Genomic DNA, 25438 nt, shown 5'->3' with positions numbered 1-25438 from the left:
GACGAGTGACAATTTCGATGTTGCAGCGAGTTGGGAGGAGCGAGGGATGGCAGGCCTGAAGGATGACTTTAGAGTGTTTGACTTACGCCGGGAAGATCTGGCCTATGAGAGTCCTAACCAAAGGTGGGGAGAAATCAGCCATCAATATTTCTTTGTTGGGTTCGAGCGCCTTGAGGAGAATGAAAGGCCAGATAAGGATGAAAAATCCAAAGCTAGCTTCAGGATGTTCGATATGCTGGACAAACTTTATCTGAACCAGGCGACCAGCGATGGGCAAGAGTTTAGAAGACCGAAGACGAAGTTTCGTGATTCTCAGCCAATCCACAGCGAACAGTTAGAGAAAAAGTGGAAGGATGCGCTTGTAAAAGCGATATCTGATAAAGAGAAGGCATTATCTTATCTCAGCGAGAACTATCGGAAGGTTGTAAGAAAGCATCCTCAGGTTGAAATGTTGACTCTGTGTTTTTATTTACCTTTTGATAAAGGTGAGAAGATGCTGAACATACGGAGGAAAAAAGATGACTCTCGTTTCAGACTACAACTCGCTGAACTTGAACGACGCTTTACCTTGATGAGGAAAAGGATAATTGCGGATCCGCTTTATAAAGCCGCCTGTGGTTATTCGCGAGTGATACTGATAAATGCTAGATTTGAGCCTTTCTATATGGTGAATTTCTTTTTCAAAAAACATCCAGACAGTCGGATAGACAGCTTAGTCTCATTAGACATTTACAGGAAATGGGTACAATCGGGTAAGAAAGAAAACAAATCTGGTGAGCAGGTTGGATATTATTGCTTTAAGGATGCATCCCGACCACATGTTCCAGAAGACAGTGGGCTATTTATTCGCAGGCCAGACCGAGTAATCGATGTCGGCCAAATTTCAGACCCGATCTTGTTCGTTTTATCAGAAGAAAGAAAATTCGAAAACAACCGCAAAGATTATCTGGCTTTCTTTCGCCTTCAGGCCCAAATCTATAATGTTATTCCAGGTGCACGAACCCTGACATGTTCTGACGATTTTACCTACATCAATGCAGCCGAGAAGAAACGCAGAAAAGCCAAAAAAGAAGACCTGAAGAAGAAATCCAAAACAGCATTACCTGTCACTGAAACTTCAGCTGCACCCGGAAATGATCTCTATGATAAAAAGGGCTCTCCCGAGTTGGCTTACCTGTTCGACGAAATAAATGATGAGCTGCCTTCAAACTTTGAAGAGCATATCTTCGGGATTTTAAAAGAGGATAAGCCGTAACAATCCTTTGTGTCGTAGCTGATCAACGTCAGAAAATGAGCCAGTGGCTATGGTTTCTCAGGCAAATGCGGCACATAGTTGAAAATTCAACCAGCCACCAGGTGTCATTTCAGTCATGTTACTGGATAGTTCAACGTCTGCTATGAGCGAAAAACGGACCTTCAAATCCGAACCGGTTCAATTGATTAACCTTGGCTGTCAGTCAAGCCATCGTTAACATGAATCCGATCGAAAATTCCTTATCGCATTTTTTACAAATACGCAGTGGCAAGAATGATAGATTCTGGCTCATGACAAGTAGAATGGTTCAATTATATAAAGAGGCTTCGCCTTCGGGACGCGTTTTGAACCTGCGATGCATCCACAGGTATTGCTCAGGGGCACGGAGAATTTCACGCTCGATAATCTTGTTTACATAAGCCGCTGCGGCGACCTTGTCCTCCCCTGGATAGCCTGACAGCGGATTGCTGATATACATGTGATAACCTTTTTTATCGCTACGTCGAATCATGCTAAGTGTGAGCAAGTCTGCACCAGCGAGTTTTGACAGAGCATACGTTCCGTTCGTCGTGGCTGCTTTTTTTACCGAGAAAAAAGGTGCAAAAACGCTTCCCTTAGACCCATAATCCTGGTCTGGTGCAAACCACACGGCTTCACCAGCTTTTAGCGCATGAACAAAACCGGATAAATTACGTCGATTAATCATCGCCTTATTTGAACGCATACGCCCTTTTGTCTGTACCCATTCCATTAATGGATTATTGTGTGGACGATACGTTGCCATCATAGGATGGCATAATCCCATTACTCTTCCACACAATTCAAGGGACATAAAATGTATCCCAACAACCATTACCCCTCTGGTCGCACCGGTCAGGTTTTCAAGCCCTTCGACATCAAACCATTTTTTGACTCTCGCATCGCTCCAGAACCAGGCCATTCCTGTTTCCATTAGTCCCAGCCCGAGAGAAACAAAGTTTTTATTGACCATCTGGCTCCGGGCAAACGGTGTCATCTCGGGAAAGCACAGTTCGATATTTCTACTCGCAATCCCTTCCCGGCGTTTCAGAAAGGGTCTGGATATTTTTCCAAGACCAGAGCCCAGAGTATGTAAAACCGGGTAAGGAAGTTGAACGAGAAGCCACAGCAGACCCAAACCAGTCCAGGTAAGCCAGTAGCGGGGATGGAGTAAATTATGAGTAAAAGTCTGTGCCATAAATTTCCTTAATGCTAATGAAGGTTATAACGCAAAAGGAAAACAATGAAGCAATTCGTCTTGAGCGATACATTTTGTTTTAGACAATTTAAAGCCATCTAAATTCAGAAAAAATAACTTTGCAATGACTAGTAAAGAATTTAAAGAGTCAGGAATGAATTGTAAGCCAGTAAAGTTATTCTGTTATAAATCCATGTTTTATCATTGATACTCAAGAAATTGTCTTCTTGATTCATCATCATCAAGGTACTCAAAAGAAAGAAGCCGAATTTTGGTAAATTTATAAAACCACTCACAATCGTTTCGTTGAATAATTTCGCCTGGTTTGAAACATATCCCGGATGCCACCCGTATAATCGCATATTTACCATTACTAAACCTGACACGGTGAATACAGAAAGGTTGACCGGCCTGCCCGTGACAGCTGTTTGACAGGATATGTCCTTCAATAAAAACAGTTTTTTTAGATTTCATTATCATACCCTCGACAACTGCAGTGCAGGAGAAATGTTGTCATTTCCCGACATCACTGACGTTAAGTGGCAGAAGCTGATCAGCCGCCGATACACCAGCATTCTGATGGTCTGAAGAGCAGTCCGCAGGCAGGGCACTCAAGAACCGCATCTTTTCTTAGTTTACCTGCTTTCTGATCGGCTCTGTGTGCGCATGCCGGGCAGGCAACATGAACCGGTCTTTCTTTAAAATACCTGAGCCCATTTGTATAAGACATAAATAATTCTCTGAGGAATACAGTAATTATTATACGCTTTAATATAAAAATAACTGGCATAAGTTATGTTAAGTTGTGTCTGAATCAGTATATCAGATATTGAAAATTGAACGTCTGATTTATGGTACACTACCCTTCCGTGAGAAATTTAAGATGAAATCAGAAGACACCCTTGACTGGTATCCGGCACAACTACCGCCTGTGAAAATTATTCTTGGCGAAGCCGTGCTGGCTGTGGGTAAACAGGGCCGGCCGATTAATACCCGCACCTTGCTGGAATACCTTCAGGTCATGCAGGACAAACAAAAAAGGCGGGATGACAAAATCGCCATGCAGACTGCGATTGATGTTCTCAGGGATAATCAGCGCATTAACGGCAGACGTTAATGCACCTCCGGGCTCAGTGTCAGTTCTGAATGATCTCAACCGTATGGTTTTGTCCATCATCCTTCAGCGGTATTCTGTCATCAGGGAGGAGAACACCATCCAGTGTCACGCAATATTCTGCATCGCCGCGTGAAACACTAATCTGATAATGGCTTTCACCATATTGATATGCCATAGAAAAAGACGACCACTCATCCGGTAACCGGGCATGAACACTAAACTCAGTGCCGGAACGTTTTATCCCCAGTAATTCCTCGGTAAGTAAACGCCAGGCCCAGCCTGCGGAACCGGTATACCAGCTCCACCCTGCACGACCGGTATGAGGAGCGACGCTGTAGACATCAGCACTCATGACATAAGGCTCAGCTTTATAAATCCCGACAGAGTCCGCATTCAGGGTATGATTTATAGGGTTGAGCATTGACCAGAGTTGCCAGGCTCGTCCGGCATTCCCCATTCGGGCAAAGGCCATCACTGCCCAGATGGCGCCATGCGTATACTGCCCTCCGTTTTCCCGCACGCCTGGCAGGTACCCCTGTATGTAGCCCGGATTTGGACCGTGTCCGTCGAAAGGAGGCGTTAACAGTTTGATCAGCCCTCCTTCGTTATCCACAAGGTGCTTATCCAGCGCCTGCATGGCCTTTGCGCACCGTCCCGGGTTCGCGGCGCCGGACAATACAGACCAGCTCTGCGCAATCGCATCAATCCGGCAGTCCTGTGAGGTTTTCGCTCCCAGGGGAGTACCATCGTCAAAATACCCGCGTCGGTACCATTCCCCATCCCAGGCGTGGGCTTCGAGATTACTTTGCAGGCGCAGAGCCTGTGAACGGCACATCGCGGCGACGCTTTCATCCAGCCTGCGCTCCGCCAGCGCTGCAAACCGCTGCAAAATGTCGTACAGGAAGAAGCCCAGCCAGACGCTTTCACCTTTGCCTTCGATACCCACCCGGTTCATCCCGTCATTCCAGTCACCAGCACCCATCAGCGGCAGGCCATGCTCCCCGAAGCGAAGTCCATAGTGAATAGCTTTGACGCAGTGTAACCAGAGTGTCTCTTCGGTGCCGCTGATGACCGGCGTGTCATAGACAGACTCTTCACCAGGCTGAAGCGAGCGTCCCTCCAGATAAGGAATGCGTATTTCCAGTGCATCCATATCCCCCGTCGTTTCAACATAGTAGCAAACAGCAAGCGGCAGCCAAAGATAGTCATCGGAACAGCGGGTACGCACACCGTTGCCGTGTGGCGGGTGCCACCAGTGCTGCACATCCCCCTCGATAAACTGCCGCGATGCGCAGAGTATTATCTGTTCACGCATCCGGTCCGGAGCAGCGTGGCTCAGAGCCAGCGTATCCTGCAGCTGATCGCGAAAACCAAATGCACCGCCAGACTGATAGTAGCCACTCCGGGCCATAAGACGGCAGGCGACCGTCTGATACAACAGCCAGCCATTAACCAGTAAATTTACGGACGTGTCGGGGGTGTTAACTACGATTTTATCGAGAACATTGTGCCAGTGATTATGAATCCGGTTCAGCTCCTGGCGGACCGTATCCTCGTTCATGTAGCGGGCCAGCATCTCCTGAGCACAAACATCATTCTCCTCTGCCCCGAGGATAAAAATAAACGTCCTCTGGTCCCCGTCAATTAATGTAACCGCCGATTGCACCGCTCCGCAGGGATCCAGACCGGCCCCCGTCTTACCAGAAAGCTTTTGCAGTTTCATGGCCGAAGGGGCGTGAAGGGAACCATTACGGCCAATAAACTCCCGGCGGTCCCCTGTCAGAGAACAGTCATTACCGCTGACGGCAAAAAATGCAGTTCGGCCGCCACCATTATCACCATAAAAGTTATTCGCAAGTATCCCGCAGCCGCCGGGCGTTCTGGCCACATGTGTCACAATGTGAGGGGCTGAGCGCGTTCGTGTTTCTCCGAGCGTCCACTCTACATAGCCTGTGACGGAAAGTTGACGTGTCCGTCCCGAAGAGTTACTGAGCGTCAGGAGCACCAGTTTAACCGGATCTTCCTCAGCAACCAGGACCGTCAACTCGCTGTCTATACCACTCTCACGATGGGCAAAAACGCTGTAGCCAAAACCATGGCGGGTCAGGTAATCACCGTGTCCGCGAACAGGTAAAGCCGTCGGCGACCAGCACTCCCCGCTCTCTTCATCGCGCAGGTAAAATGCCTCGCCGCTGCGATCGCTCACCGGATCGTTCTCCCACGGCGTCAACCGGTATTCATGGGCATTCTCATACCAGGTATAGGCCTGCCCTGTCTCTGAGATCACACTGCCAAAACGAGAATTTGCCAGTATGTTCGACCAGGGAGCCGGTGTAAGCGCATTTTCCCGAAGGACGATCTGATACTCCCGCCCATCCTGAGAAAATCCACCGTACCCATTGAAATGGCATAACTGACTGGTATCAGGGCTCCAGTCAGTATGTTGATTACGCTCGCGCACAGCACGCGGAATGAATGCCCTTGCCGGCGATTTCAGGGTATGAATACGCTGGTTAAGCTGCTCATTAATACCCCCTGCGCGGTCATCAAGATAAAGACAGGCCACGCTCATCAAAAGCAACTTATCCTCAGCGGAGAGATGCTCACCGTTGCGGACAAAAAGCCCGCCCTTTTTATCCAGCAGACTGGCTTCAGACCCGGCATAAATTAACTCCATAATCTGATTTTGTAATCCCTGCTGGTAGCCGCCGGGGCTGTTATTTAGGATAACTAAATCAACATCCAGCCCTTTCTGTCTCCAGTAACGGTGTGCCTGAATCAGTGTGGTCACTGAGGTGATACTTTCCTCGCTGGTTATACTCAGCAGCACTATCGGCAGATCCCCTGAAATTGCCCAGCCCCACAGTCCGGACTGGCCACGCCGGTTGCGGCCGATCGCCTGGTCTTCGGCGCGCAGCTCCTGGACAGGGTAAAGCACAGCGCTGGCGAGACTATTGAACAACGTGGCATCATCTTCACTGGCGTTCATCTGGCGCAATACCACCAGACTATGAGACCAGGCCAGTTCAAAGACGCGATCGGCGATAGGGTAATCGCGATATTTCTCCAGCAACGCCAGGCTCTGCTGACGGGTCTCGCTGATGCCATAAATGATATCAATCGTAACCGGCTGCCCCGGCTGCAGAATGATGGCGTTGCGAATTGCCAGTATCGGATCCAGCACCGAGCCCGACGTGTTGCCTAGCATCCCTCCCGTCTCTATTGCCTGTGCATTCGCAGGGTTTCTGCCACGTCCAATAAACCTTGCCCTGTCCGTTTCAAACGACACGTTATGTCGGTTATCGCCGTGCACCACCATCATGTGAAACAGGCAAGGGACCGGTTCATCCGGTGAACGCGGGCGCCGGTGGCAAAGAATAGCGTCACGCTCAGGAGCCAGCTCAGTCTGAATAAACAAATTGCTGAATGCCGGGTGTGCCAGATCGCTGGCATCAGGTGCCAGTACCACTTCAGCATAGGTTGTCAGCTCCAGAGAGCGAGGCTTGCGACCACGATGAATCAGTGTGAGCCGTCGCAATTCAACATCATCCTCCGGAGAGATCACCACCTGAGTTTTGACGCTGAGTCCCCCTAAGCTGCGTCTGAATTCTGCCCCCGCATCGGTGAACAACACTTCCTCGTCTTGTCCGCTGGTGTAGCCTGTCGGTTGCCAGGTATTGCTCCACACATCTCCCGTCTGGGTATCGCGGATGTAGCAGAATGCTCCCCAGTTATCACGGGTGGTATCACTGCGCCAGCGCGTTAGTGCAATATCATTCCAGCGACTGTAACCACCGCCGCCCGCGGTCAACATCAGATGATAATGGCCGTTGGACAGGAGTTGAATATCCGGGGCGGGGGTATCCACGCTATAGAAAATACGGGGTTCATAGCGAACGGGTTTGACCATGCCCTCATGAGATTCAAAATGACGGCGCGGACTGTACAGATCGACCGCATCCGGCACGCGCTCCTGTAACAGCAGACTCGCTGACCGGAATACCGTGCTGGACATAAAGCGTTCAGTCATGGGGGCGTCAAGCAGCACATGAGCCAGCGCCTGAAATGCCATACCCTGATGATGCGCCATCCAGGACTGTACCACCGCATAGAGCTGACCGGTTGCAAGACGTGAGGGGGTATAGTCCAGCGCTTCATAAAAACCGTATTCTCCGCGTGCACCATTTTTTTGCAGCCTGAACAGGTTCTCACAGGCTCTCTGTGGGGAAACCATCAGTGCCAGCAGCGTGGCGTAAGGAGCAACAACCATGTCATCGGCAAGTCCCCTGCGCAGACCGAGCCCCGGTACGCCAAATGCCTGATACTGATAATTATGCTGAACATCAAAAGCATGATACCCAGACTCTGAAACACCCCATGGTACCCCGCGTTCTTTCCCCCAGTGAATCTGGCGCATAACCGCCGACTGACTCATTTCATCGAGCAGGCTTCCGGGCCAGGTGGGCATCACCAGATTCGGCATCAGATATTCAAACATGGATCCGCTCCATGACATCAGGGCAGTTTCATTATCAATCGTGGTAAACAATCGACCCAGCGCGTACCAGCTTTTAAGAGGCAGCTGATTAGTCGCAATGGCAAGAAAACTGGTCAGGCGAATTTCAGACGGCAGGAGATCGTAGTGGCTCTTGTCAGGCATATTGGTGTCACAGTTATAACCGACGCTGAGCAGACTGGTTGCTTCACTGTACAGAAAGGCGAAATCCATCCGGGCATGCTCATCCAGCCGCTGTTCCAGCTCGGTGATAATATTGAGTCGCATTCGGGCCTGCTCCGCCACTGACGCCGGAGGCGTTCCTGTACCGGTTAATGTCGGACGGGCAAGCTCGCTCAGCGTCGGCAGCGTCTGTTCATTCCAGGATGCAGGCAACCAGCCAAGCAACAGAGACCACTCATGGCAAAGCTGAACCAGTTGATGCTCCAGATGTCCAGCCCAGCGCATCTGAAGAGGAGATCCCTGATGGCATGCGCTGGTCAGATGGTTGCACTGGGTGCGCATGCTTTTCAGTTCGCTGAAAAGCGCCTGCGGAGAGAGCGACACCGCGTTCAGGCAATGCTTGCGCAGCAGTCTCAGGCTGTCAGGTGGGTTCTTACCCCACTGTTTTTCCAGAATATCCAGCGTATCGTTCAGTCCTGTCAGTATCTGTTGGCTGCTTAAAACAGGCTGATGACGCATGGCGGACAGGCCTGCACGCAGGGTCAATAAATGCCCGGCCATATTGCCGCTGTCGACGCTGGAGATATAGCGTGGACTTAGGGGGACCAGCGTACGGGTGTCATACCAGTTGTAGAGATGGCCCCGGTAGTGCTCCATTTTATCCATCGTGTCGAGCGTGAGCGACACGCGCCGGAGTACCTCTCCGCCAGGCAGGTAGCCAAAGTCCCATGCCGTCAGGTTAGCCATAAGTGAAAGACCAATATTGGTAGGAGAGGTTCGGTGTGCCACCGTCGGTTGTGGTATTTCCTGATAATTATCAGGCGGAAGCCAGTTCTCTTTTGCTGTGGCAAATGTTTCAAAAAAAGCCCAGATTTCACGGCTTGTCTGGCGTAACAGCTGTTTTTGTTCCTGATTAGGCGAAAAAACCTTACGCACGGGCTGGCGACTCAGCCAGCTCATCAGCAGCGGTGCCACACACCATACCAAACCGATCGGTAACGCAATCCCCAGCAGCTGTGGGGCAAATTGTCCGGTCAGTATTGTCAGCGCCACGCCACCGGCAACGTTCAGCCACATCGCCTGATAAAAACGTGCAACAGTGGGTCTGGCCTGACTGCTGTCCTGGCTGTGGCTGACCCACTGGCTGAGGTGACGCCTGCTTATCCCCAGTCGCCATAGCGTCTCGGCGATCGCTTTCAGCGAATATCCGGCTTCGTGCGGCAGTATCGCAAAATTAAGGCTGATACCTGACAGACGCTTTAGCGCGCCCGCCCCCACCAGTAACAGATGCGACTTCACGCGGCGACGCAGAGGTTTATGCAGAAGGTCGTGGCTAATGCAGAGGAGGGCTGGCAACAGCCATATCAGCAACAGTATACCCAGCCAGTAAACCGGATTGGGTACCCAAAGCAGAGCGAAGAACAGCAATATCAGTAAGGAGGGGGCGACCAGACTGCGACGTAGATTATCGAGTAATTTCCAGTAAGAAAGCGCGGTCAGCGGATTCCTGACCCGGGTACCATCGGCTTTTCTGACGCGTGGTTTTAGCCAGTTAAGCAGTTGCCAGTCACCCCGGATCCAGCGTGAACGTCGTGCAACATCCGACAGATAATTATTAGGGTACTGTTCGTACAGTAACACTTCGCTCAGCAGACCCGAACGTGCATAGCATCCTTCAAGCAGATCGTGGCTGAGTACCAGATTTTCCGGGCAGGTATTGGCAGTGGCCTGCATAAAAATGTCAACATCGTAAATCCCTTTGCCCACAAACGAGCCTTCCCCAAAGAGATCCTGATAGATATCCGAAGACATCATAGTATAGGGGTTATTACCCGGTATGCTGCTGCGCAGGGCGGCGTAACGCCCCTGACCGTTACGTGGTATCTCCTCCGCAAGACCGGGTTGTAAAATACCAAATCCTTTGACCACCCTCTGGCGTACCGGATCATACTCTGGCGTATTCAACGGATGGGCCATCGCCGCGACCAGTTTGTGAGCCGTATCGCGCGGCAACACCGTATCACTGTCCAGGGTAATGACGTATTTAATGTGATCCGGTAAAAGGTGGGCCGGCATGTCTGCAACGCTGACGAATTGCGTTCCCGGATGGCGCAACCAGCTGTTCAGCAACGCCAGTTTTCCCCGCTTGCGTTCGTAGCCCATCCACACTCCTTCCGAGGGGTTCCATTCAGGCTGACGATGTAACAGATAAAAACGTGGTCGGCCGGAGGGGTAGCGCCGATTCAGCGCCTGCGTATCAGCGATAGCCTGTCTGAGCAGCGCGTGACTTTCCGGCGAGGGTTCATTTTCAGAATCTGCAAAATCAGTGAGCAGCGCGAACCTGAGATTTTCGTTTTCATTCCCCAACCAGCAAACTTCAAGACTGGTGAGGAGCTGGCTGAAACTTTCGTGGCTGGTCAACATGCAGGGAATGACTAACATAGTGGCACTGTCAGCGGGAATACCGGCTGAAAAATCCATCCCCGGCAAGGGGCGAGGAACGCGAAAACGGGTGGTTGCGTCACTGAGTAAATCACTCATTAACTGAGTTAAAGCGATAACCAGAGGTAATATCACCGCGATTAACAACCAACCTGCTCCCTGCATGGCAGTTTCGTGCAATATTGCCGCGGTCGCTGCGGTTGTCAACAACGCCAGGCTGCCAAGCCATGACAGCAGGGTTATTCTGTTGAAACTGTGCCGCAAGCGTATGAGTCTTGAGGTGTCTGCCAGAAGATGTATATCCAGTGCCTGTCGACCTTCGCCGGCGAGATAATAACCAATATGATGTTCCGGTGTATTGGGGGCTTTTTCCTCTGAAAGCGCCAGCACCCTGTCAGCAACCTCAGGCTCGCTGAGCCCACTGTCTCTGGCCAGGACCTCAACTACGTGCCGGTAATGATCCCGGGTATTGAAGTGCATCCGGGGATAGATACCGGCAGGATCATTTCTTAATGCCTGTTCGACGACGCTTATCGTTTCGGCGAAATCAGCCCAGTCCGTTTCACCCAGTAATCGCAGACCTGCGATGCTGTTACTGACAGACAGCTGGCTGGCGGCAAGCTGTTGATTGAAGTTATTTATGAGAATGTCAGTGGTGACTCCCTGTTCCCGAAGGCACTGATCAACCCAGGTAAGAGGTAACGACAGCGCGTTGCCGTGCCCCTGCAGACGCCGCACCAGTTCTGCGACAAACGCGCTGGATAACGGAGGACGGGAGCGCGCCAAATCGGCAACCACCATAATTAAATCACCAGGCGCACTCTCTGCACATTCGAAAATCCTGGTTATCCACGTATCTGCCAGGTTTCTGTCCTGTTGCGCTTTTATCACTTCCATACTGATACGACGAAGATTTTCAATCAGCGCCAGGCGCAGCATTCCCGGTAATGCCCAGATTTCACCTAGTGTCAGCGGAGTCACCTGTTGATAGGCAGCGAGATAGCTGGTCAGACTGGTGGCATCCCAGCGGCCATCACCGTGAGCAATGGCCTCTGATGCGATATGATAAATTCTTGGGCAATTCAGCGGCGACATCAGCGACGGGAGACCTTTACCAAAACTTTTCGGCAAGTGCTGGCGGACGGTACGGATTTGTTCCTCAATCAGATAATAATTGTCCAGCAACCACTCCCCGGCGGGCATGATACTGGTCTTTTTACCTGCATTAAGCTCATAGCAGTTTTGGGTGATAACGGCCTCATTGTCGCCAAGCCGTTTCAGAAGATAATAGGGATGTTTATCCGGTGATACTTTATGGGTCCGTGCCAGCTTCTGACCATAGCGTTCCATCTGGGCAGTCGAAAAGAGTTCTGACCGCGGAGTGCTTTCGCTTGCAGGATCGTTCGCCGAAAACGTTAGGTTTTCGGCAGCATTCATCGGAATACGGGAGCGGTTAAACCACGCTCTGGGGTTCATTTTCATAGCATTGCTCTGATGCGACATTAGCGCGCAGGAGCAGTTGCGAAATCAGTTCAGAAACGTTCTCTCAGGATGTGCGTCAGGCATCAGGGATTTAACAGCTGCCGGAATCTAACATAAGTATAGGACATGAGCTCTGTTCTGCGGTTTTGGTCGAGCTAGCGTCGGGAGATAAACAGAGCCTTACATCCGGGGCAAAGCATGGTCTGGTTGAGCCGGATTTTTGACAACGGTTGTGCTGATTTTAAGCCACAAACAGGACAGGCAGCAGTGGCAGTAGACGCACTGCTGAAGAGTTTCATTGCGTAATTGATAACAGACATAACCATTAACCTTTCAATGAATGAGATTCACTGTACCACGTGTGGTTAAGTTTTGATCTGTTAATTTTGTCACGCTGAAAATCAGGAAAGATAAATGTTTGCAGCCACAGGCCCCCTGAGACCGTTGATCCGGCAAAATTCTATGCGGCTTCCAGGGATGAGTAATTCTGATTCGCGAAAGTTAACGGCTGAAATGTGAAGCAGAACGTCTTTTCGGCCATCAGATGGGATGATGAGGCCTTTACCACTAAGAATGTCAAAGCTTTTGACAATTCCTGTCATTTTATGGGACAAGTCAATTCCTTACTGAAAACACGTAAAGACTATACATTGAAAATGGCATTCAGCCATTTTTATTTTTCCTACAGGACCTCTGGACGGCTAAAAGATAATTTGCTTATATCGATTCCATGTGCCTTAATGAATCCCATCAGTTCGATGTACGAATGAAATTTTGAAGTTTTCCGGGCAGTTCTCATTACCAGGCGCTATCGTTGATATCTCCTCTTTTGAGTCCATACGTTTAATCTTATACGTTTGCTATTAATGCTATTAATGCTATTAATGCTATTAATGCTATTAATGCTATTATGTTTAATGGGAGTCAGTATGACCACAAGAATTAAAGGTTTGGTAAAATGGTTTAACGAAGATAAAGGTTTTGGTTTTATTTCACCTCTTGACGGAAGCAAAGATGTCTTCGTCCATTTCTCCGCACTCCATGGTGAGAATTTCAATACCTTATTTGAAGGACAGAAAGTTGAGTTCGCCATGCAGAGTGGTGAAAAAGGGCCTGCTGCTACAAACGTAATACTTTGCGATAAATGAATATCTGTGGGTCTGCGACAACGATGAAGGATTATTCCTGAGTAGTCAGATCCATAACTGAAATCAGATGAAAGTCGTTTATTCTTAATATCTAGTCAGCCTATTTTTCAAAATTATTAGCATGCTAACCGATGTGAAGAAGTGCAGTACTACTGCATAAAAAGTCTAAAAGCACACGCAAACCGCAAGTTAAATAAGAAGTGCGTAATGGCTTTGAACTTAATGGCATCTGCCAGTTAATATCCACGAGAGAACAGGGTAATAGAATATGATTAAAGTCCTTGTTTTCTTTAATGCTGAATCCTGTAAGGTCATGACCGTTCTGGAAGGTATATCCTCTATCAGGCAGGAATATCCAAACGGTGAAGAAACACATCTTCAGATTATGTCTGCAGGTTTTCCTTCCTTAACTGGCGATCATGGTATTGTTTACGTGGCTACTGACAGGGAGTTAACGTCACAGGAGATACTTGATGCGGCTAGGAAATATTTATAGTATTTTTGTCATGCTCTCTGCTCCACGTTTAATTGCATGCTTACCCTATTTATCAGAATCGAACAAAAAATGAGTTAAAAACATTTATGGCCTGCTAACAGCAGGCTTTTTTTTTTACATTACACTTTTTTAGAAACACCTCTATTAAGAGAGAGTAATTCGCTACCCTCTGACAAAATGCAGGTGTCTCCCCCCTGCGTGCCATCTTGCCATTTGTGAAAAACCTTGCTAAGTGGCGGCGCTGTCTCTCCTCATTTTAAATCTCATCAGATGTGACTGAAGCAATAAGTTATGAGGGTATAAAAAGGCTCTCCGGATGACTCCTGGCATCATAGTTTTAAGTACCTTCAAAAATGCATGGACATTTCGTAGGAGTTAGAATTTAGTTCTTGCACATTCTTCTTAGTTTTGTCTTGCGATAAGATATTTATATCAGTAGTCTAAACCTCGTTAATAACAATATGTACCAATCGGATTAAAATGCTCAGTAAGAAAAATCGGGTTGATGAGCAACCGTCGACATTGGTATTTGCTGAAACTTTAAGAGGTCTTTTTATGTCAGATGCTCTCACACAGTTAAATAATATCCGTACCTTACGTTCCCAGACTCGTGAAATGTCATTAGATGTACTGGAAGATGTTCTGGAAAAGTTTAAAATTGTTCTTATAGAACGACGAGAAGAAGAGATATTACGTCTTGCAAATGAAAGTCAGCGCCGCGATAAACTGGAATCACTTCGTCAGATGATGCTTGATGAGGGTATCGACCCATCCGAACTTATGGCTGTTGTTGGCTCTCCGGGTAAGGTTAAAAGGACGCGCTCTCCCCGCCCCGCGAAGTATCGATATACTGACGAAACTGGAGAGTCAAAAACATGGTCAGGTCAGGGGCGAATGCCGAAGCGGATCTCAAATCTGATTGCTGAAGGTGGGGAATTAAAAGATTTTGAAATCAGCTAAAAAGAGCCATCAGGAGCTTTCATCCCGAGTCAATCAGGACAATATATAATGTATGTTCTTCGTGAATCCATACTGCATAAGCTTAACAACGTCCGTTATTGGCACAAAGCAGACCCACATAGCTATTTCACTAGCCTTCATCCAGTGTTCGCTTAAACCGATTGTCAGAGCTGAGATCTAAAATTTAGTCAGTTATATATCATCTTACTGAATACCTTTACCTTTCTCTTAAACAGACCATCTATTCCAGATGGTTTTTTTACATCTAGAGGCCGATATGAAACATCTCTCGGGCTACGCCATTATTCGCCGCCATCTTCGACGTTATCCGCGTGCGCTGCGTCAGCATCTCTTGCAGGAGCTCAACCGGCTGGTCACCTATGAACCCGTGATTGGCATTATGGGCAAAACCGGCGTCGGCAAATCGTCCCTGTGCAACGCATTGTTCCGGAGTGAAGTCTGCGCCATCAATGCGGTCGAAGCCTGTACCCGCCAGCCACAGCGTGTGCGGCTGCGGTTTGGCAGCCATTATCTGACACTCGTGGATTTACCCGGTGTGGGTGAAAGTGTTACTCGCGATGGCGAATACCGCGAGCTGTACCGGGAACTGATGCCACGGCTGGATATGGTGCTTTGGGTGCTTAAGGCCGATGACCGGGCTTATGCGGTGGAAGAACAGTTTTATCAGGATGTTTTTGCGCAGTACTGCGGAACGCTGCCGCCGGTGCTGTGGGTGTTAAACCAGGTGGACAAAACCGAACCGGCTGAGTTGTGGAACTGGTCGTCCGCTCAGCCCTCAGCGTTGCAGGCTGAGCGTATTGCACAGAAGCAGCAGGCTGTGGCTCGTCAGTTAGGGATTGCTGAGCAGGATATTCTGCCGGTCTCGGTGCGGGGGCGTTTTCACCTGTCACGTCTGGTGGAAGCGATGATTACCCGCCTCCCAAAGCAGCTCCGCAGCCCGCTGGTTCCCCACCTGCAGAACGAGTATCGCACCACCAGCGTCATCAGCACCGCAAGCAGCAGCTTTGGTGATGCCGTGGTGGACGTTATCGATAAGGTGATTGACCTGGCTCCGCTGCCACAGTTGGCCCGTTCGGCGCTGCATGCGGTGACCCACACTGTCGCCCGGGCAGGACGCTCTCTCTGGGGATTTTTCTTCGGTTAGTCACTTCGCTTTTGATGAGCGGCCTCGCCGTTTTCGATAAGTTTCTTTGTTTCATTACGATCGATTTTGTCGATCGAGCCGATCGATATTCATCGTTGTACATGATTAATCCGGTAGCCACATAATCCACAGGGCATTATGTGATTTGTTAGTTTTAACCATCAAAATCAATGCGATGTATTGCAGGGATTGTCACGCATTAAGGAAAGTATATGCCGTTAATTCTGTTATGGGGCGGTCTGGCCCTGTTGCTGGGTATCGTGGCTTCCGCTAACGGACGCTCGTTCTGGGGCTGGTTCATTCTCGGTCTGATAATCGACCCGATACTGGCGGGGCTGCTGTACTGGCTTATTGCAAAGGACCGCACATGAAAACATTCCTGCGTCTGTTCGGTAAGTTCACCCGCTGGTACATCACCCTCATTATCTTTATGGCCGGCCTGCTGTTCATTATCACGACCCTGGGCAATATGGCTGGCTTCTGACAGGACACTCCAATGAAAAATAAACTGATTATTTCATTTTTACTGGCTTCAGTGCTGACGCCTTCAGTCTCGCATGCGTTTGGCAACCGTGATCGCTGGGTAAGTGGCTATGTGCAGGGAACGTCTGAATACACCATCCTCGGTAAAGGGCAATCACAACTTTATCTGGCCTGCGATAGTTCCGGCTCACAGCCAGCGACCATTATCTTCACTGACGTTAACGGCCATCAGGTCAGGATGGACAGCGGTCAGACACTTGCCATGAGAATTGATAACGCTGAAGAAGTGAATATCAGCGAAAGCGAGTCTCATGTGGGATCTGACAATGTGATGTGGGCATGGAACAAATTACGCACCGGCAAACGTGTCGTGGTTTCAGGTAGCAGGGTAAAACCTGTCACTTTCACTTTAGCGGGGGCTGCTGCAGTTCTTCCTGCGTTCGGTGACAACGGCTGCGTGCCCGGATTTGCACTGTAGTTCTGCCTCACTCTTACAGGTTAAAGGACATTTAATGAAGAAAATCATCACAGTCGTAGCACTCTGTCTGCTGTCATTTTCTTCGCTGGCCGCTTCTTCACCGGTCAGCGTCAGTGTTAGTCCCGGAAGCTACAGCCACTACTCATCGATTCGGATTACATCAAAAGTCGATTCGGTTGTGATTAAACAACTCATTGTCAACCGGGGAAACTGCCAGGATGCAGAATTCGCCAGCCCGTGGAAACCGGTACGTCTGGGATTTGGCGGTGCTGTATCCCATGAGTTTACCGGCAAGGGACTGATGGTTCCCTGTAATGTACTGGAAGTGGTTGTCCAGACAAGCGAAGGCGCATGGCAGTTTGATTTTGACAGCTGACACCGCGCGCTTTCCACCTTTCTTTTCTATCTGAACGCCCTGCTCAAACGAGCAGGGCGTTTTCTTTTGCCTCTTTTAAAGGAATTACTCATGAGATTAGCCAGCCGCTTTGGCCGTATAAACCAGATACGCCGTGATCGTCCTCTGACCCATGAAGAGCTGATGAGTCATGTTCCCAGTGTATTCGGGAGTGACAAACATGAATCGCGTTCAGACCGTTACACCTACATTCCGACCATCACCATCCTCGAAAGCCTGCAGCGCGAGGGTTTTGAGCCGTTCTTTGCCTGTCAGACAAAGGTTCGGGACCAGAGCAAGCGGGAGCACACCAAACACATGCTTCGCCTGCGTCGCGTCGGGCAGCTAAACGGTCATCAGGTACCGGAAATCATTTTACTCAACAGCCATGACGGCTCATCAAGCTACCAGATGCTGCCGGGGCTGTTTCGTGGTGTCTGTACCAACGGTCTGGTTTGTGGTCAATCATTCGGAGAAGTGCGTGTACCGCATAAAGGTAATGTCGTCGAGAAGGTGATTGAAGGGGCTTACGAAGTGCTCGGGGTCTTTGACCGGGTGGATGAGAAACGTGATGCCATGGCGTCACTGTTACTTCCGCCACCAGCACAGCACGCTCTGGCGAATGCCGCGCTGAAATATCGCTTTGGTGAGAACCACCAGCCGGTCACGGTATCGCAGTTGCTGACCTCACGTCGCCGGGAGGATTGCAGCGATGACCTCTGGACCGTCTATCAGCGCGTGCAGGAGAACCTGATGAAAGGGGGATTGTCAGGACGAACCGCACAGGGGAAAAGCAGTCGCACCCGTGCCGTTACCGGTATTGATAGCGACGTGAAGCTCAATCGTGCCCTGTGGGTAATGGCAGAGAATATGCTCGAGTTTTTCGGGCGTTAAACAACGGTTCCGGCATAAGGGAGATAATTTAATGGATACACAAAATCATCAGTTCGCTGAGCTGACAGCAATTACCGCCTCAGTGGTCCCTGATGAGTTACGCATTGGCTTCTGGCCGAAACATTTTGGCTCCATCCCGCAATGGATAACCCTTGAACCCCGAATCTTTGCCTGGATGGACCGCCTGTGCACTGACTATCACGGCGGTATCTGGAACTTTTCGACGCTCAGCAACGGTGGCGCTTTTATGTCTCCTGAGTCGGAGGGTGATGAAAAGTGGGCATTGTTTAACAGCATGAACGGCAATGGAGCAGAACTCACCAGTGAAGCAGCAGGAATAGTCGCCTGTCTGATGACATACAGTCACCACGCCTGTCGCACCGAGTGTGATGCGATGACTGAGCACTATTATCGCTTACGCGACTTCGCGCTGAACCTGAACCATCCAGAGTGCAACTCCATTATGCATCTCATCGACTGAGGAGAGCCAAGCATGAGTACCGCGTTATCCCCATTGTCATCACAGCCTGAACTCTTTCCGCTGTCGGTTATGGCTCAACATGGTTGCCTACTTCCCGCGACTTCCGGATTGACACCCTATGCCCAACAGACCATTCGCCGGGCTATCAATCTGCTGGATAAATATCTGCGTCAGCCCGGTATATCTTTTACCTCAAGTACTGCTGCCCGTGACTGGCTTCGGTTACAGCTGGCAGGACAAGAACGGGAAGTGTTTATGGTGCTCTATCTCGATAATCAGCATCGTTTACTGGAGAGCGAAACGCTGTTTGCCGGTTCAGTTAACCATGTCCAGGTCCATCCCCGCGAAGTAGTGAAGTCAGCGCTTCGCTTAAATGCTGCAGCTGCCGTGCTGGCGCATAACCATCCATCCGGTGATCCGGAGCCCAGTCAATGTGACCGCAACATTACGGGCAGGCTTAAAGAAGCGTTAGCACTGGTTGATGTGAACACGCTCGATCATCTGGTCATCGGCTCAGAGGGCATTGTGTCGTTCGCGGAGCGAGGCTGGATATGAAAATCATCAGTAAACGCCAGGCAATGACCCTATACCGGCAACATCCTGGCTCCCGGCTGTTTCGCTTCAGTACGGGAAAATATAAATGGTCAGGCAGTATCTGCCATTATGCTGGCCGCGAGGTGGAAGATATACGCGGCGTTCTGGCCGTATTTGCTGAACGTCGTCAGGACCGCAATGGTCCCTATGTCATTCTTCGAAGTGTCACTCTCAATTAATCTTTCCCTTTAATCAGGAACAATTAAATGAACAATCACTCCGAATCCGGTACTAAGCCGGATAATCCCGCCTGCCAGCAGTGGGGACTAAAGCGCACGATCACACCCTGTTTTGGCGCTCGTCTGGTGCAGGAAGGCAACCGGGTGCATTTTCTCGCTGACCGGGCCGGATTCAACGGTGCTTTCAGCGACGGGGATGTATTACACCTGGACCAAGCTTTTCCCCTGATACTCAAGCAACTGGAACTAATGCTCACCAGCGGCGAGCTAAATCCCCGCTATCAGCACTGCGTCACGTTTTACCACAACGGACTCACCTGCGAAGCCGATACACTCGGCTCCTATGGTTATATCTACATTGCTATTTATCCTGACCAGACTGAGCCGCATTAGCTCACCACTTATTCCCTGAACATCACAGAGTAAACATCATGCAAACCTTATCATCACACCCGACACGGGCGACTCAGCCCTGCCTGTCACCCATTGAAATCTGGCAGTGCCTGCTAACTCATCTGTTGTCGCAGCACTATGGCCTGACGCTGAATGACACACCGTTCAGTAATGAAACCACCATCCAAGAGCATATTGACGCCGGGATATCTCTCAGCGATGCGGTGAGTTTTCTGGTAGAAAAATACGGGCTTGTCCGTATCGACCGGAAGGGATTTTCGTGGCAAGAGCAAACCCCATATCTTTCCGTAGTGGATATTTTGCGAGCAAGGCGCTATACCGGCTTGCTAAAAACTAATGTGAAATAAACGCTTAAATACAGAGCAGACTAAAGGAAAGCAAAATGCTAATCTCTTAGACGAAGAGACTCCTGCTGTAACCTCCCCTGCAAAAAACCTGACATTTTCTTTTAGGACCAACAATGGGACCAAAATGAAAATTGAACTGAAAATTATCTGCTAATAAACAACAAGTTACAGCACCAATTCAGACTCCGCCAGCCCACCAAATATGATTGGACGGTGTAAGGACAACACCAACAAAAACAGTAAGTTAGCAGTCTCAGCAGGACACCGACCAGACGGTGAGGAGACAAAAAAGATACGCAAAGGAGCCGCGGCTCTTTAGTGACATAGAAGCCCGCTTACGCGGGCTTTTTTATGGGATATCACATATGGATCAGTTGCAAGAAATCGTCCAGATGCTTAGTTCTGGAGATGAAGGTACGACAAACGCTCTCTTAAAAACCAAAGTCCTTCTTTATTCCATTGGCAAAAAGGAGTTAGCCTCTTGGGTTAATCATGAGCTCAATGGTTACCCTTCAGAAGTTGAACTACCTTCGTATAGAACTGTACCTGCCCGTTTACTTGTAAACGCAAATAATGGAGTGCGGAGTTACAAAGGTATTCAGGTTCCACTAGCGCATCTGAATGATGATGAGTATGAAGACGTTAGTAAGTCTCGAGTTAGAGTATCAATAAGCCAAATCGAACACCTAGTTATAAACGCAAGAGACAAAACTAGTCTAATCCAATCAATACCTCTTGAAATCGCATACTCAAAATATTGCAAATTTCTTGAGAGCGATTATGAGATTACGAGTTGTTATAAAGACATTTCAGTTCATTATTTTACCTCAATATTAACTCAAGTCAGGTCACGGCTTTTAGATTTCGTATTAGAGCTATCAGATCAAGTTGCAGCTATACCAGGAACTACCTCTATGGAAGAAAAGTTGAAGGAAGTTGATTCGTCAAGCCTGTTTAATCAAACAATTTTTGGTGACAACACAGTTATCAATTTAGGAGATAATAGCTCTTTAATCGTCACAAATAATGCAGCAAAGAATGATTTTCCAGCATTAAAAAAACAATTACTTGATAACGGGTTTGAGAAAGAAGATGTTGAAGAATTAGAAGTTGCGATCAAAACCGATGGACCAATTGCCGGCAAAAAAGCTCAGTACGGGTCGGCTGTTGGAACATGGCTTGCTAATGTAATATCAAAAGCTGCTAACACAAGCATAGGTATTAGTGTTGCTGCCGCAACAGAAGTAGCAACCAAAGCTTTAAAACGGTACTACGGTTTTGATTAACCATCATCGGGTTGACCCTGGCCCAAATTCAGTGCAGTGCTAAATCAGAGATCTTCGTCTTTCCGGAGACTTCGGATGAATTCAGCCGGAGTCATGTCATTTAATGATGAATGCGTTCTCTCATGATTATATTCCCTGCGCCAGTTGTTGAGTTTGTCCTGCGCATCTTCCAGCGAGAGGAACCAGTGAATGTTCAGGCATTCATCCCGCAGACTGCCGTTAAATGATTCAATAAACGGGTTATCCGTTGGTTTTCCGGGACGGGAGAAGTCCATTGTGACACCGTGCTCATACGCCCATTTATGCAGACTTTTCGAAATAAACTCGCTGCCGTTATCTGTCTGAATACGTACCGGCAGGCGCTTGCCCAGCACCCGCAACCCTTCCATCACACCGACCACATCCTCACCTTTCAGCGACTTTCCGGCATGGATCGCTAGACACTCCCGACTAAAATTATCGACTACAGTCAGCGCCCGGAAACGTCGTCCGTTAAACAGGTTATCCGACACGAAATCCATACTCCAGCAATGATCGACACCGGTCAGGACAGGACGTTGCTGACGATGTGCTGCACTGACATGCCTGCGCGGGCATTTTCTCCGCAAATTCAGTCCTTCCAGACAATAGATCCTGTGTGTTTTCTTGTGGTTAACCCGCCAGCCTTCCCGTCGTAACTGAATATGAATACGCGGGCAACCGTATGTACGACCGGATACATAGGTTACAGATCAGACCGGGAACATAGGTAACACTTTCCTAGTCTATCCGGATAATACTCTGCGCTCTCCGGTCATAGTAAGCCAGTGTCATTCCGTTAAAGATGATGGCCTCAATACCATCATCTTTTTCTTCCAGCATGATGTATTCCCCAAGCAGTGACTCGCTCAGGAACACTTCCTTCCCGATATGTATTACCCCCTTTGACATTACCCTGTACAGTCGGGCGCCCTCAGGCCACTCATAGTCAGGGACCTTTCCATTCCAGCGCCTCAGGGAAGGACGCCACACCTGATCGGGGGTGGCGCCGTCCAGCGCTTCATGCGGACGTTCATGGTTGAACTCTTTCCGGTAATGACTGAACCAGACCTGCTGCTCCTCCAGTGTTCTGAAGATATTCCCGTGCTTCAGTGCACTTTTCAGCGAGCGGTGCATTCGTTCATGGCGGCCATTTTCCTCCGGATGCCCCTTCCTGATACGCTCCGGCCTGATGCCCAGTTTGATTAGCCAGACCGACAGACGACTGAGTCCCGCCACGCCGACACCAGCAAAGGGTTGCCCGTTATCCGTCCGCAGCACATCGGGCAGGCCATATTCCAGGAACGCATCGGTGAGGCACTGCCGGGCGAAAGCGGTGTTCTCATGATGGTTACTTCTGCAGCTCAGAAGATAGCGGCTGTGGTTATCCGTCAACGTAAACGGATGGCAGTATTCCCGGCTCAGCAACCTGAACTTACCTTTAAAATCAGCGCTCCAGACCTGATTGATTTCCCGGATGGGGGTCAGCGGCTGTCGGTTACCTGGGGTTCTGTGCTTTCGCTTTCTGTCCGGCACGAGACCTTCGCGTTTGAGAATATCGCCGATAGTGCTGGCTGCCGGAACCGGAAAGTCGACCCGATGATTCAGAAGCCACATACGCAGCTTTTTCGGCCCCCAGTCAGGGTGTTTTTGTCGTAATGCGATCAGATGCGTGATGATATCAGGCGGAACAATACGGGAATGAGAATGTGGCGCGCGTGAGGGATCAAAAAGGGAAGCGGGTTCGGACGGGTCAAATCGTTCGAGCCACTTATACCCGGTTTTACGACTGATGCCGAAGCGATGGCACAGTGCGGAAAAAGAGTCCGTACCAGCGAAGCTGGCACGGATAAAATCACGACGTTGCATCGGTCGGGTCTCAGTCCAGGGCATAGCGAGTCTCCTCTTCTATGCCAGTTATAACTGTTACCCATGTATCCGGTCTAAAGTGTTACCTATGTTTCCGGTTTGTACCCTAGCGGATTCGGGTTTCCGCTATTTCCCTGATACGCAGGGTTATCGCCCGATCATCCCGCCGGCTCTGCCAGTGGTAAACGGTTCTGCTCTGCATCAGCAGTCCGCATCCCCGTCGGACACTGATACGGTAAGCCTCCCGCAGAAAATGCACCGCCTGACGCTTCTGAGCCGGCCTCAGAACTTTTGCTTCAGTACCTCCTGCAGCATCTCCTTGTCCAGACTCAGATCAGCCACCAGTTTCTTCAGCCGCTGATTTTCATCCTCCAGTTGCCGCAGACGCCGCAGTTCTGTTACGCCCAGACCGGCGAATTTCTTCTTCCAGTTGTAAAATGTGGCCTCAGAAATGCCCATCTTTCGGCAGACTTCCCCGACGCGGATGCCGGTTTCGGCCTGTTTCAGCGCAAACGCGATCTGTTCTTCGGTATAACGGGTCGTTTTCATGCCGGTGTGCCTCTCTTTGAGATGGAAGAAAGACCGGAGACTTCAGTTTAGCCTGGCACTGTTTACAGGGAGGAGATCAGTTTTGCCGGGATACTTACACTTTAGCTTCTCTCATAATTGAGCTTTCTCACAGTTATGAGTAAGTGAGTGAACATTTTGCATTTCAATCGCACTTAAAATGATTAGTATGTCTATGTAAGAATTCTGATTTATAGCTATGTTTAGTAAAAATTTTCATAGGATAAAAAATGTCTAACATAGAGGAAACACTGCCGGGAAGTGCGATCAGTTCTTGGGGGGGCTTTGTTTACCAAGGGAAAGTGGCTCTTTATCACTGCCTGAAATTATTAACAGAGAAATTATTTCAACAGAGAGTAATTGATGATTTTGAGTTGCAATTAGATAGCACTGATGACTTTGCTATTTATTGTGATGGCAAAGTGATTTCAACTCATCAAGTGAAAGCAAAGTTATCGCAATATCGTTCTGAATATGTCAAAGCTATTTATAAAGCAGCATGTATAGCTACTGACTGTGATGAAAATACAATCAGATATTTTCATGTAGCTAAAAAACTTGATAATTTTGAAAATTACATAAGCAATGATGGAAAAATAGTTGAGTTTTACAGTTATGGCGATATTAAATACTGTTTACTATCAAAAATAAATGAATTAATTGATGAGCAAATTGAATTATTTTTAGATACCAATAATTTGATTAAAACAAAAAATTTAATTATTGAAAAATCTACTTTACTCTCTGAATTTATCACCAACAAAGTAATTTTGATTCACAACTTAGTTCATAAGGGACAAACTCAAGACTATGCTGCCTATCATAATAGAATATCAAGTAGCATTTTTTTGGCACTACTAACCTCCCCTCCCCTTAATCGTACAGACGAAGTATACCATGCATTATTAACCAAAGAAAAAATAACAAATATTATTGAAACTGAGTTCTACAATGACTTAGACGCTTTTAGCGAGAGGCAAATTGAATCGATATCAAACGTTTTCAGATTTATTTATAGCTTAAATTATAACTCTGCCATACAGATGCATACCTCTTTGCAGCCTCATAGACAAAACAATGTTATAAATGAAGATGATGTCCGGGATTATCTTGATGTAGTATCAGCAATATCTCACATACCAAATCTGATAGGCTTGCCTCATTATTCAAAAAAAATAAACAAATACCTTCCAACAGCTTTGACAATTAGAGATGGAAGAAGACGAAATACTTCATTCCAAGAGGAGTTGAAAAAACATATAAGGGATAATGCCACGCTTGCATCATTGCTTTATGAATATAATAACATAATAGCCTATAAAGTATCCGATGAAACGATAGTATCAGCAACCTCAGAAAAAATTACAACAGTTAACGACACTAAAGATAACAATAACCATATTGTAAGGGAATTTGATTTAAGGGTTATATCTACTGATAAAGCAGAGGCTGAACTAAATGCTAAATGAATTTAT

General features: G+C 48.5%; 23 protein-coding genes and 2 pseudogenes. 17 read left to right on the top strand and 8 right to left on the bottom strand.

Features of this window, described 5'->3' with window-relative positions:
• The first annotated feature begins 46 nt into the window (after nucleotides 1-46).
• Nucleotides 47-1255 carry a hypothetical protein gene (locus tag ABLV07_RS23485; protein ID WP_348853647.1) on the top strand — a complete coding sequence of 403 codons (1209 nt, stop codon included), beginning with the start codon at nucleotides 47-49 and terminating at the stop codon, nucleotides 1253-1255.
• A gap of 307 nt (nucleotides 1256-1562) precedes the next feature.
• On the opposite strand, the gene lpxP is transcribed toward ABLV07_RS23485, so the two are convergent.
• Together lpxP and ABLV07_RS23475 are read right to left on the bottom strand one after the other, a co-directional pair.
• Entirely contained in the window at nucleotides 1563-2471 is a 909-nt protein-coding gene (gene lpxP, locus ABLV07_RS23480; RefSeq protein ID WP_062913847.1) for a kdo(2)-lipid IV(A) palmitoleoyltransferase, read from the bottom strand.
• A gap of 201 nt (nucleotides 2472-2672) precedes the next feature.
• On the bottom strand, nucleotides 2673-2945 hold the full coding sequence (locus tag ABLV07_RS23475) for a hypothetical protein (protein ID WP_023322470.1): 273 nt from the start codon (nucleotides 2943-2945) through the stop codon (nucleotides 2673-2675).
• 409 nt (nucleotides 2946-3354) lie between these two features.
• On the opposite strand from ABLV07_RS23475, the gene ABLV07_RS23470 reads away from it, so the two are divergent.
• Nucleotides 3355-3588 carry a hypothetical protein gene (locus tag ABLV07_RS23470; RefSeq protein WP_004132711.1) on the top strand — a complete coding sequence of 78 codons (234 nt, stop codon included), beginning with the start codon at nucleotides 3355-3357 and terminating at the stop codon, nucleotides 3586-3588.
• Nucleotides 3589-3607: 19 nt separating this feature from the next.
• Here ABLV07_RS23470 and ABLV07_RS23465 read toward each other — a convergent pair whose 3' ends face one another.
• The 3 genes from ABLV07_RS23465 to cspF form a co-directional block, all read right to left on the bottom strand.
• Entirely contained in the window at nucleotides 3608-12190 is an 8583-nt protein-coding gene (locus ABLV07_RS23465) for a glucoamylase family protein (RefSeq protein ID WP_348853648.1), read from the bottom strand.
• Between the two features lie 155 nt (nucleotides 12191-12345).
• A complete protein-coding gene (locus ABLV07_RS23460) occupies nucleotides 12346-12510 on the bottom strand; it encodes a YnfU family zinc-binding protein (protein ID WP_213076404.1) in 165 nt (54 codons plus the stop codon).
• A gap of 81 nt (nucleotides 12511-12591) precedes the next feature.
• Entirely contained in the window at nucleotides 12592-12804 is a 213-nt protein-coding gene (gene cspF, locus ABLV07_RS23455; protein ID WP_071822061.1) for a cold shock-like protein CspF, read from the bottom strand.
• A gap of 315 nt (nucleotides 12805-13119) precedes the next feature.
• Between cspF and ABLV07_RS23450 the strand changes: the two genes are divergently transcribed.
• The 14 genes from ABLV07_RS23450 to ABLV07_RS23385 all read left to right on the top strand — a co-directional run bounded on the left by ABLV07_RS23450 (nucleotide 13120) and on the right by ABLV07_RS23385 (nucleotide 21509).
• On the top strand, nucleotides 13120-13338 hold the full coding sequence (locus ABLV07_RS23450) for a cold shock domain-containing protein (protein ID WP_059312498.1): 219 nt from the start codon (nucleotides 13120-13122) through the stop codon (nucleotides 13336-13338).
• Nucleotides 13339-13606: 268 nt separating this feature from the next.
• The gene (locus ABLV07_RS23445) at nucleotides 13607-13834 is read left to right on the top strand and encodes a hypothetical protein (protein ID WP_059312497.1); all 228 of its coding nucleotides are present in this window, start codon (nucleotides 13607-13609) and stop codon (nucleotides 13832-13834) included.
• Between the two features lie 555 nt (nucleotides 13835-14389).
• Nucleotides 14390-14794, top strand: a complete 405-nt coding sequence (locus ABLV07_RS23440) for an H-NS family nucleoid-associated regulatory protein (RefSeq protein ID WP_059312496.1) — start codon at nucleotides 14390-14392, stop codon at nucleotides 14792-14794.
• Between the two features lie 277 nt (nucleotides 14795-15071).
• Nucleotides 15072-15959 carry a GTPase gene (locus tag ABLV07_RS23435; RefSeq protein WP_059312495.1) on the top strand — a complete coding sequence of 296 codons (888 nt, stop codon included), beginning with the start codon at nucleotides 15072-15074 and terminating at the stop codon, nucleotides 15957-15959.
• A 212-nt stretch (nucleotides 15960-16171) separates the two neighbouring features.
• Nucleotides 16172-16330 carry a hypothetical protein gene (locus ABLV07_RS23430; RefSeq protein WP_001128372.1) on the top strand — a complete coding sequence of 53 codons (159 nt, stop codon included), beginning with the start codon at nucleotides 16172-16174 and terminating at the stop codon, nucleotides 16328-16330.
• Between the two features lie 125 nt (nucleotides 16331-16455).
• Entirely contained in the window at nucleotides 16456-16920 is a 465-nt protein-coding gene (locus ABLV07_RS23425; protein WP_348853649.1) for a hypothetical protein, read from the top strand.
• Between the two features lie 34 nt (nucleotides 16921-16954).
• Nucleotides 16955-17296: a hypothetical protein gene (locus ABLV07_RS23420; RefSeq protein WP_059312494.1), complete on the top strand. Its 342-nt coding sequence runs from the start codon at nucleotides 16955-16957 to the stop codon at nucleotides 17294-17296.
• Nucleotides 17297-17386: 90 nt separating this feature from the next.
• Nucleotides 17387-18208, top strand: a complete 822-nt coding sequence (locus ABLV07_RS23415; protein ID WP_059312493.1) for a DUF932 domain-containing protein — start codon at nucleotides 17387-17389, stop codon at nucleotides 18206-18208.
• Between the two features lie 31 nt (nucleotides 18209-18239).
• A complete protein-coding gene (locus ABLV07_RS23410; protein WP_348853650.1) occupies nucleotides 18240-18689 on the top strand; it encodes an antirestriction protein in 450 nt (149 codons plus the stop codon).
• A 12-nt stretch (nucleotides 18690-18701) separates the two neighbouring features.
• Nucleotides 18702-19244 (top strand): DNA repair protein RadC, encoded by a 543-nt coding sequence (gene radC, locus ABLV07_RS23405; RefSeq protein WP_082691238.1) that lies wholly within the window; start codon nucleotides 18702-18704, stop codon nucleotides 19242-19244.
• On the top strand, nucleotides 19241-19462 hold the full coding sequence (locus ABLV07_RS23400) for a DUF987 domain-containing protein (protein ID WP_012543032.1): 222 nt from the start codon (nucleotides 19241-19243) through the stop codon (nucleotides 19460-19462). Before radC ends, ABLV07_RS23400 begins: the two co-directional genes overlap by 4 nt.
• Before the next feature lie 27 nt (nucleotides 19463-19489).
• Nucleotides 19490-19855: a type IV toxin-antitoxin system YeeU family antitoxin gene (locus ABLV07_RS23395; protein ID WP_059312491.1), complete on the top strand. Its 366-nt coding sequence runs from the start codon at nucleotides 19490-19492 to the stop codon at nucleotides 19853-19855.
• A gap of 38 nt (nucleotides 19856-19893) precedes the next feature.
• On the top strand, nucleotides 19894-20223 hold the full coding sequence (locus ABLV07_RS23390) for a TA system toxin CbtA family protein (protein WP_072250729.1): 330 nt from the start codon (nucleotides 19894-19896) through the stop codon (nucleotides 20221-20223).
• Between the two features lie 365 nt (nucleotides 20224-20588).
• Nucleotides 20589-21509 carry a hypothetical protein gene (locus ABLV07_RS23385; protein WP_047064165.1) on the top strand — a complete coding sequence of 307 codons (921 nt, stop codon included), beginning with the start codon at nucleotides 20589-20591 and terminating at the stop codon, nucleotides 21507-21509.
• A gap of 44 nt (nucleotides 21510-21553) precedes the next feature.
• Here the strand turns inward: ABLV07_RS23385 and ABLV07_RS23380 are convergent.
• The 3 genes and pseudogenes from ABLV07_RS23380 to ABLV07_RS23370 all read right to left on the bottom strand — a co-directional run.
• Nucleotides 21554-22213 (bottom strand): annotated as a pseudogene (locus tag ABLV07_RS23380) (IS3 family transposase); the annotation flags it as partial.
• Nucleotides 22214-22268: 55 nt separating this feature from the next.
• Complete coding sequence (locus ABLV07_RS23375; protein ID WP_348853652.1) at nucleotides 22269-23396, bottom strand: integrase core domain-containing protein; 1128 nt, start codon at nucleotides 23394-23396, stop codon at nucleotides 22269-22271.
• A 109-nt stretch (nucleotides 23397-23505) separates the two neighbouring features.
• Nucleotides 23506-23945: pseudogene (locus ABLV07_RS23370) on the bottom strand (transposase); the annotation flags it as partial.
• A gap of 248 nt (nucleotides 23946-24193) precedes the next feature.
• On the opposite strand from ABLV07_RS23370, the gene ABLV07_RS23365 reads away from it, so the two are divergent.
• Nucleotides 24194-25432: an ABC-three component system protein gene (locus tag ABLV07_RS23365; protein WP_047064159.1), complete on the top strand. Its 1239-nt coding sequence runs from the start codon at nucleotides 24194-24196 to the stop codon at nucleotides 25430-25432.
• Nucleotides 25433-25438 lie beyond the last annotated feature (6 nt).

Origin of the sequence: Klebsiella sp. CN_Kp097 (genome assembly GCF_040064495.1) — a bacterium.
Taxonomy (GTDB): Bacteria; Pseudomonadota; Gammaproteobacteria; order Enterobacterales; family Enterobacteriaceae; genus Klebsiella; species Klebsiella aerogenes.
The sequence above is the reverse complement of the archived record's forward strand: the minus strand, read 5'-3'. Positions and strand labels throughout refer to the sequence as shown.

What these genes read in the sequence shown, in the direction of transcription:
- ABLV07_RS23440 (WP_059312496.1), top strand. Translation starts at nt 14,390, where the DNA reads ATGTCAGATGCTCTCACACAGTTAAATAATATCCGTACCTTACGTTCC.
- radC (WP_082691238.1), top strand. Translation starts at nt 18,702, where the DNA reads ATGAGTACCGCGTTATCCCCATTGTCATCACAGCCTGAACTCTTTCCG.
- ABLV07_RS23450 (WP_059312498.1), top strand. Translation starts at nt 13,120, where the DNA reads ATGACCACAAGAATTAAAGGTTTGGTAAAATGGTTTAACGAAGATAAA.
- ABLV07_RS23420 (WP_059312494.1), top strand. Translation starts at nt 16,955, where the DNA reads ATGAAGAAAATCATCACAGTCGTAGCACTCTGTCTGCTGTCATTTTCT.
- ABLV07_RS23470 (WP_004132711.1), top strand. Translation starts at nt 3,355, where the DNA reads ATGAAATCAGAAGACACCCTTGACTGGTATCCGGCACAACTACCGCCT.
- ABLV07_RS23395 (WP_059312491.1), top strand. Translation starts at nt 19,490, where the DNA reads ATGAACAATCACTCCGAATCCGGTACTAAGCCGGATAATCCCGCCTGC.
- ABLV07_RS23430 (WP_001128372.1), top strand. Translation starts at nt 16,172, where the DNA reads ATGCCGTTAATTCTGTTATGGGGCGGTCTGGCCCTGTTGCTGGGTATC.
- ABLV07_RS23390 (WP_072250729.1), top strand. Translation starts at nt 19,894, where the DNA reads ATGCAAACCTTATCATCACACCCGACACGGGCGACTCAGCCCTGCCTG.
- ABLV07_RS23410 (WP_348853650.1), top strand. Translation starts at nt 18,240, where the DNA reads ATGGATACACAAAATCATCAGTTCGCTGAGCTGACAGCAATTACCGCC.
- ABLV07_RS23465 (WP_348853648.1), bottom strand. Translation starts at nt 12,190, where the DNA reads ATGAAAATGAACCCCAGAGCGTGGTTTAACCGCTCCCGTATTCCGATG.
- ABLV07_RS23415 (WP_059312493.1), top strand. Translation starts at nt 17,387, where the DNA reads ATGAGATTAGCCAGCCGCTTTGGCCGTATAAACCAGATACGCCGTGAT.
- ABLV07_RS23365 (WP_047064159.1), top strand. Translation starts at nt 24,194, where the DNA reads ATGTCTAACATAGAGGAAACACTGCCGGGAAGTGCGATCAGTTCTTGG.
- lpxP (WP_062913847.1), bottom strand. Translation starts at nt 2,471, where the DNA reads ATGGCACAGACTTTTACTCATAATTTACTCCATCCCCGCTACTGGCTT.
- ABLV07_RS23435 (WP_059312495.1), top strand. Translation starts at nt 15,072, where the DNA reads ATGAAACATCTCTCGGGCTACGCCATTATTCGCCGCCATCTTCGACGT.
- ABLV07_RS23385 (WP_047064165.1), top strand. Translation starts at nt 20,589, where the DNA reads ATGGATCAGTTGCAAGAAATCGTCCAGATGCTTAGTTCTGGAGATGAA.
- ABLV07_RS23375 (WP_348853652.1), bottom strand. Translation starts at nt 23,396, where the DNA reads ATGCAACGTCGTGATTTTATCCGTGCCAGCTTCGCTGGTACGGACTCT.
- ABLV07_RS23485 (WP_348853647.1), top strand. Translation starts at nt 47, where the DNA reads ATGGCAGGCCTGAAGGATGACTTTAGAGTGTTTGACTTACGCCGGGAA.
- ABLV07_RS23475 (WP_023322470.1), bottom strand. Translation starts at nt 2,945, where the DNA reads ATGAAATCTAAAAAAACTGTTTTTATTGAAGGACATATCCTGTCAAAC.
- ABLV07_RS23400 (WP_012543032.1), top strand. Translation starts at nt 19,241, where the DNA reads ATGAAAATCATCAGTAAACGCCAGGCAATGACCCTATACCGGCAACAT.
- ABLV07_RS23425 (WP_348853649.1), top strand. Translation starts at nt 16,456, where the DNA reads ATGAAAAATAAACTGATTATTTCATTTTTACTGGCTTCAGTGCTGACG.
- ABLV07_RS23445 (WP_059312497.1), top strand. Translation starts at nt 13,607, where the DNA reads ATGATTAAAGTCCTTGTTTTCTTTAATGCTGAATCCTGTAAGGTCATG.
- ABLV07_RS23460 (WP_213076404.1), bottom strand. Translation starts at nt 12,510, where the DNA reads ATGTCTGTTATCAATTACGCAATGAAACTCTTCAGCAGTGCGTCTACT.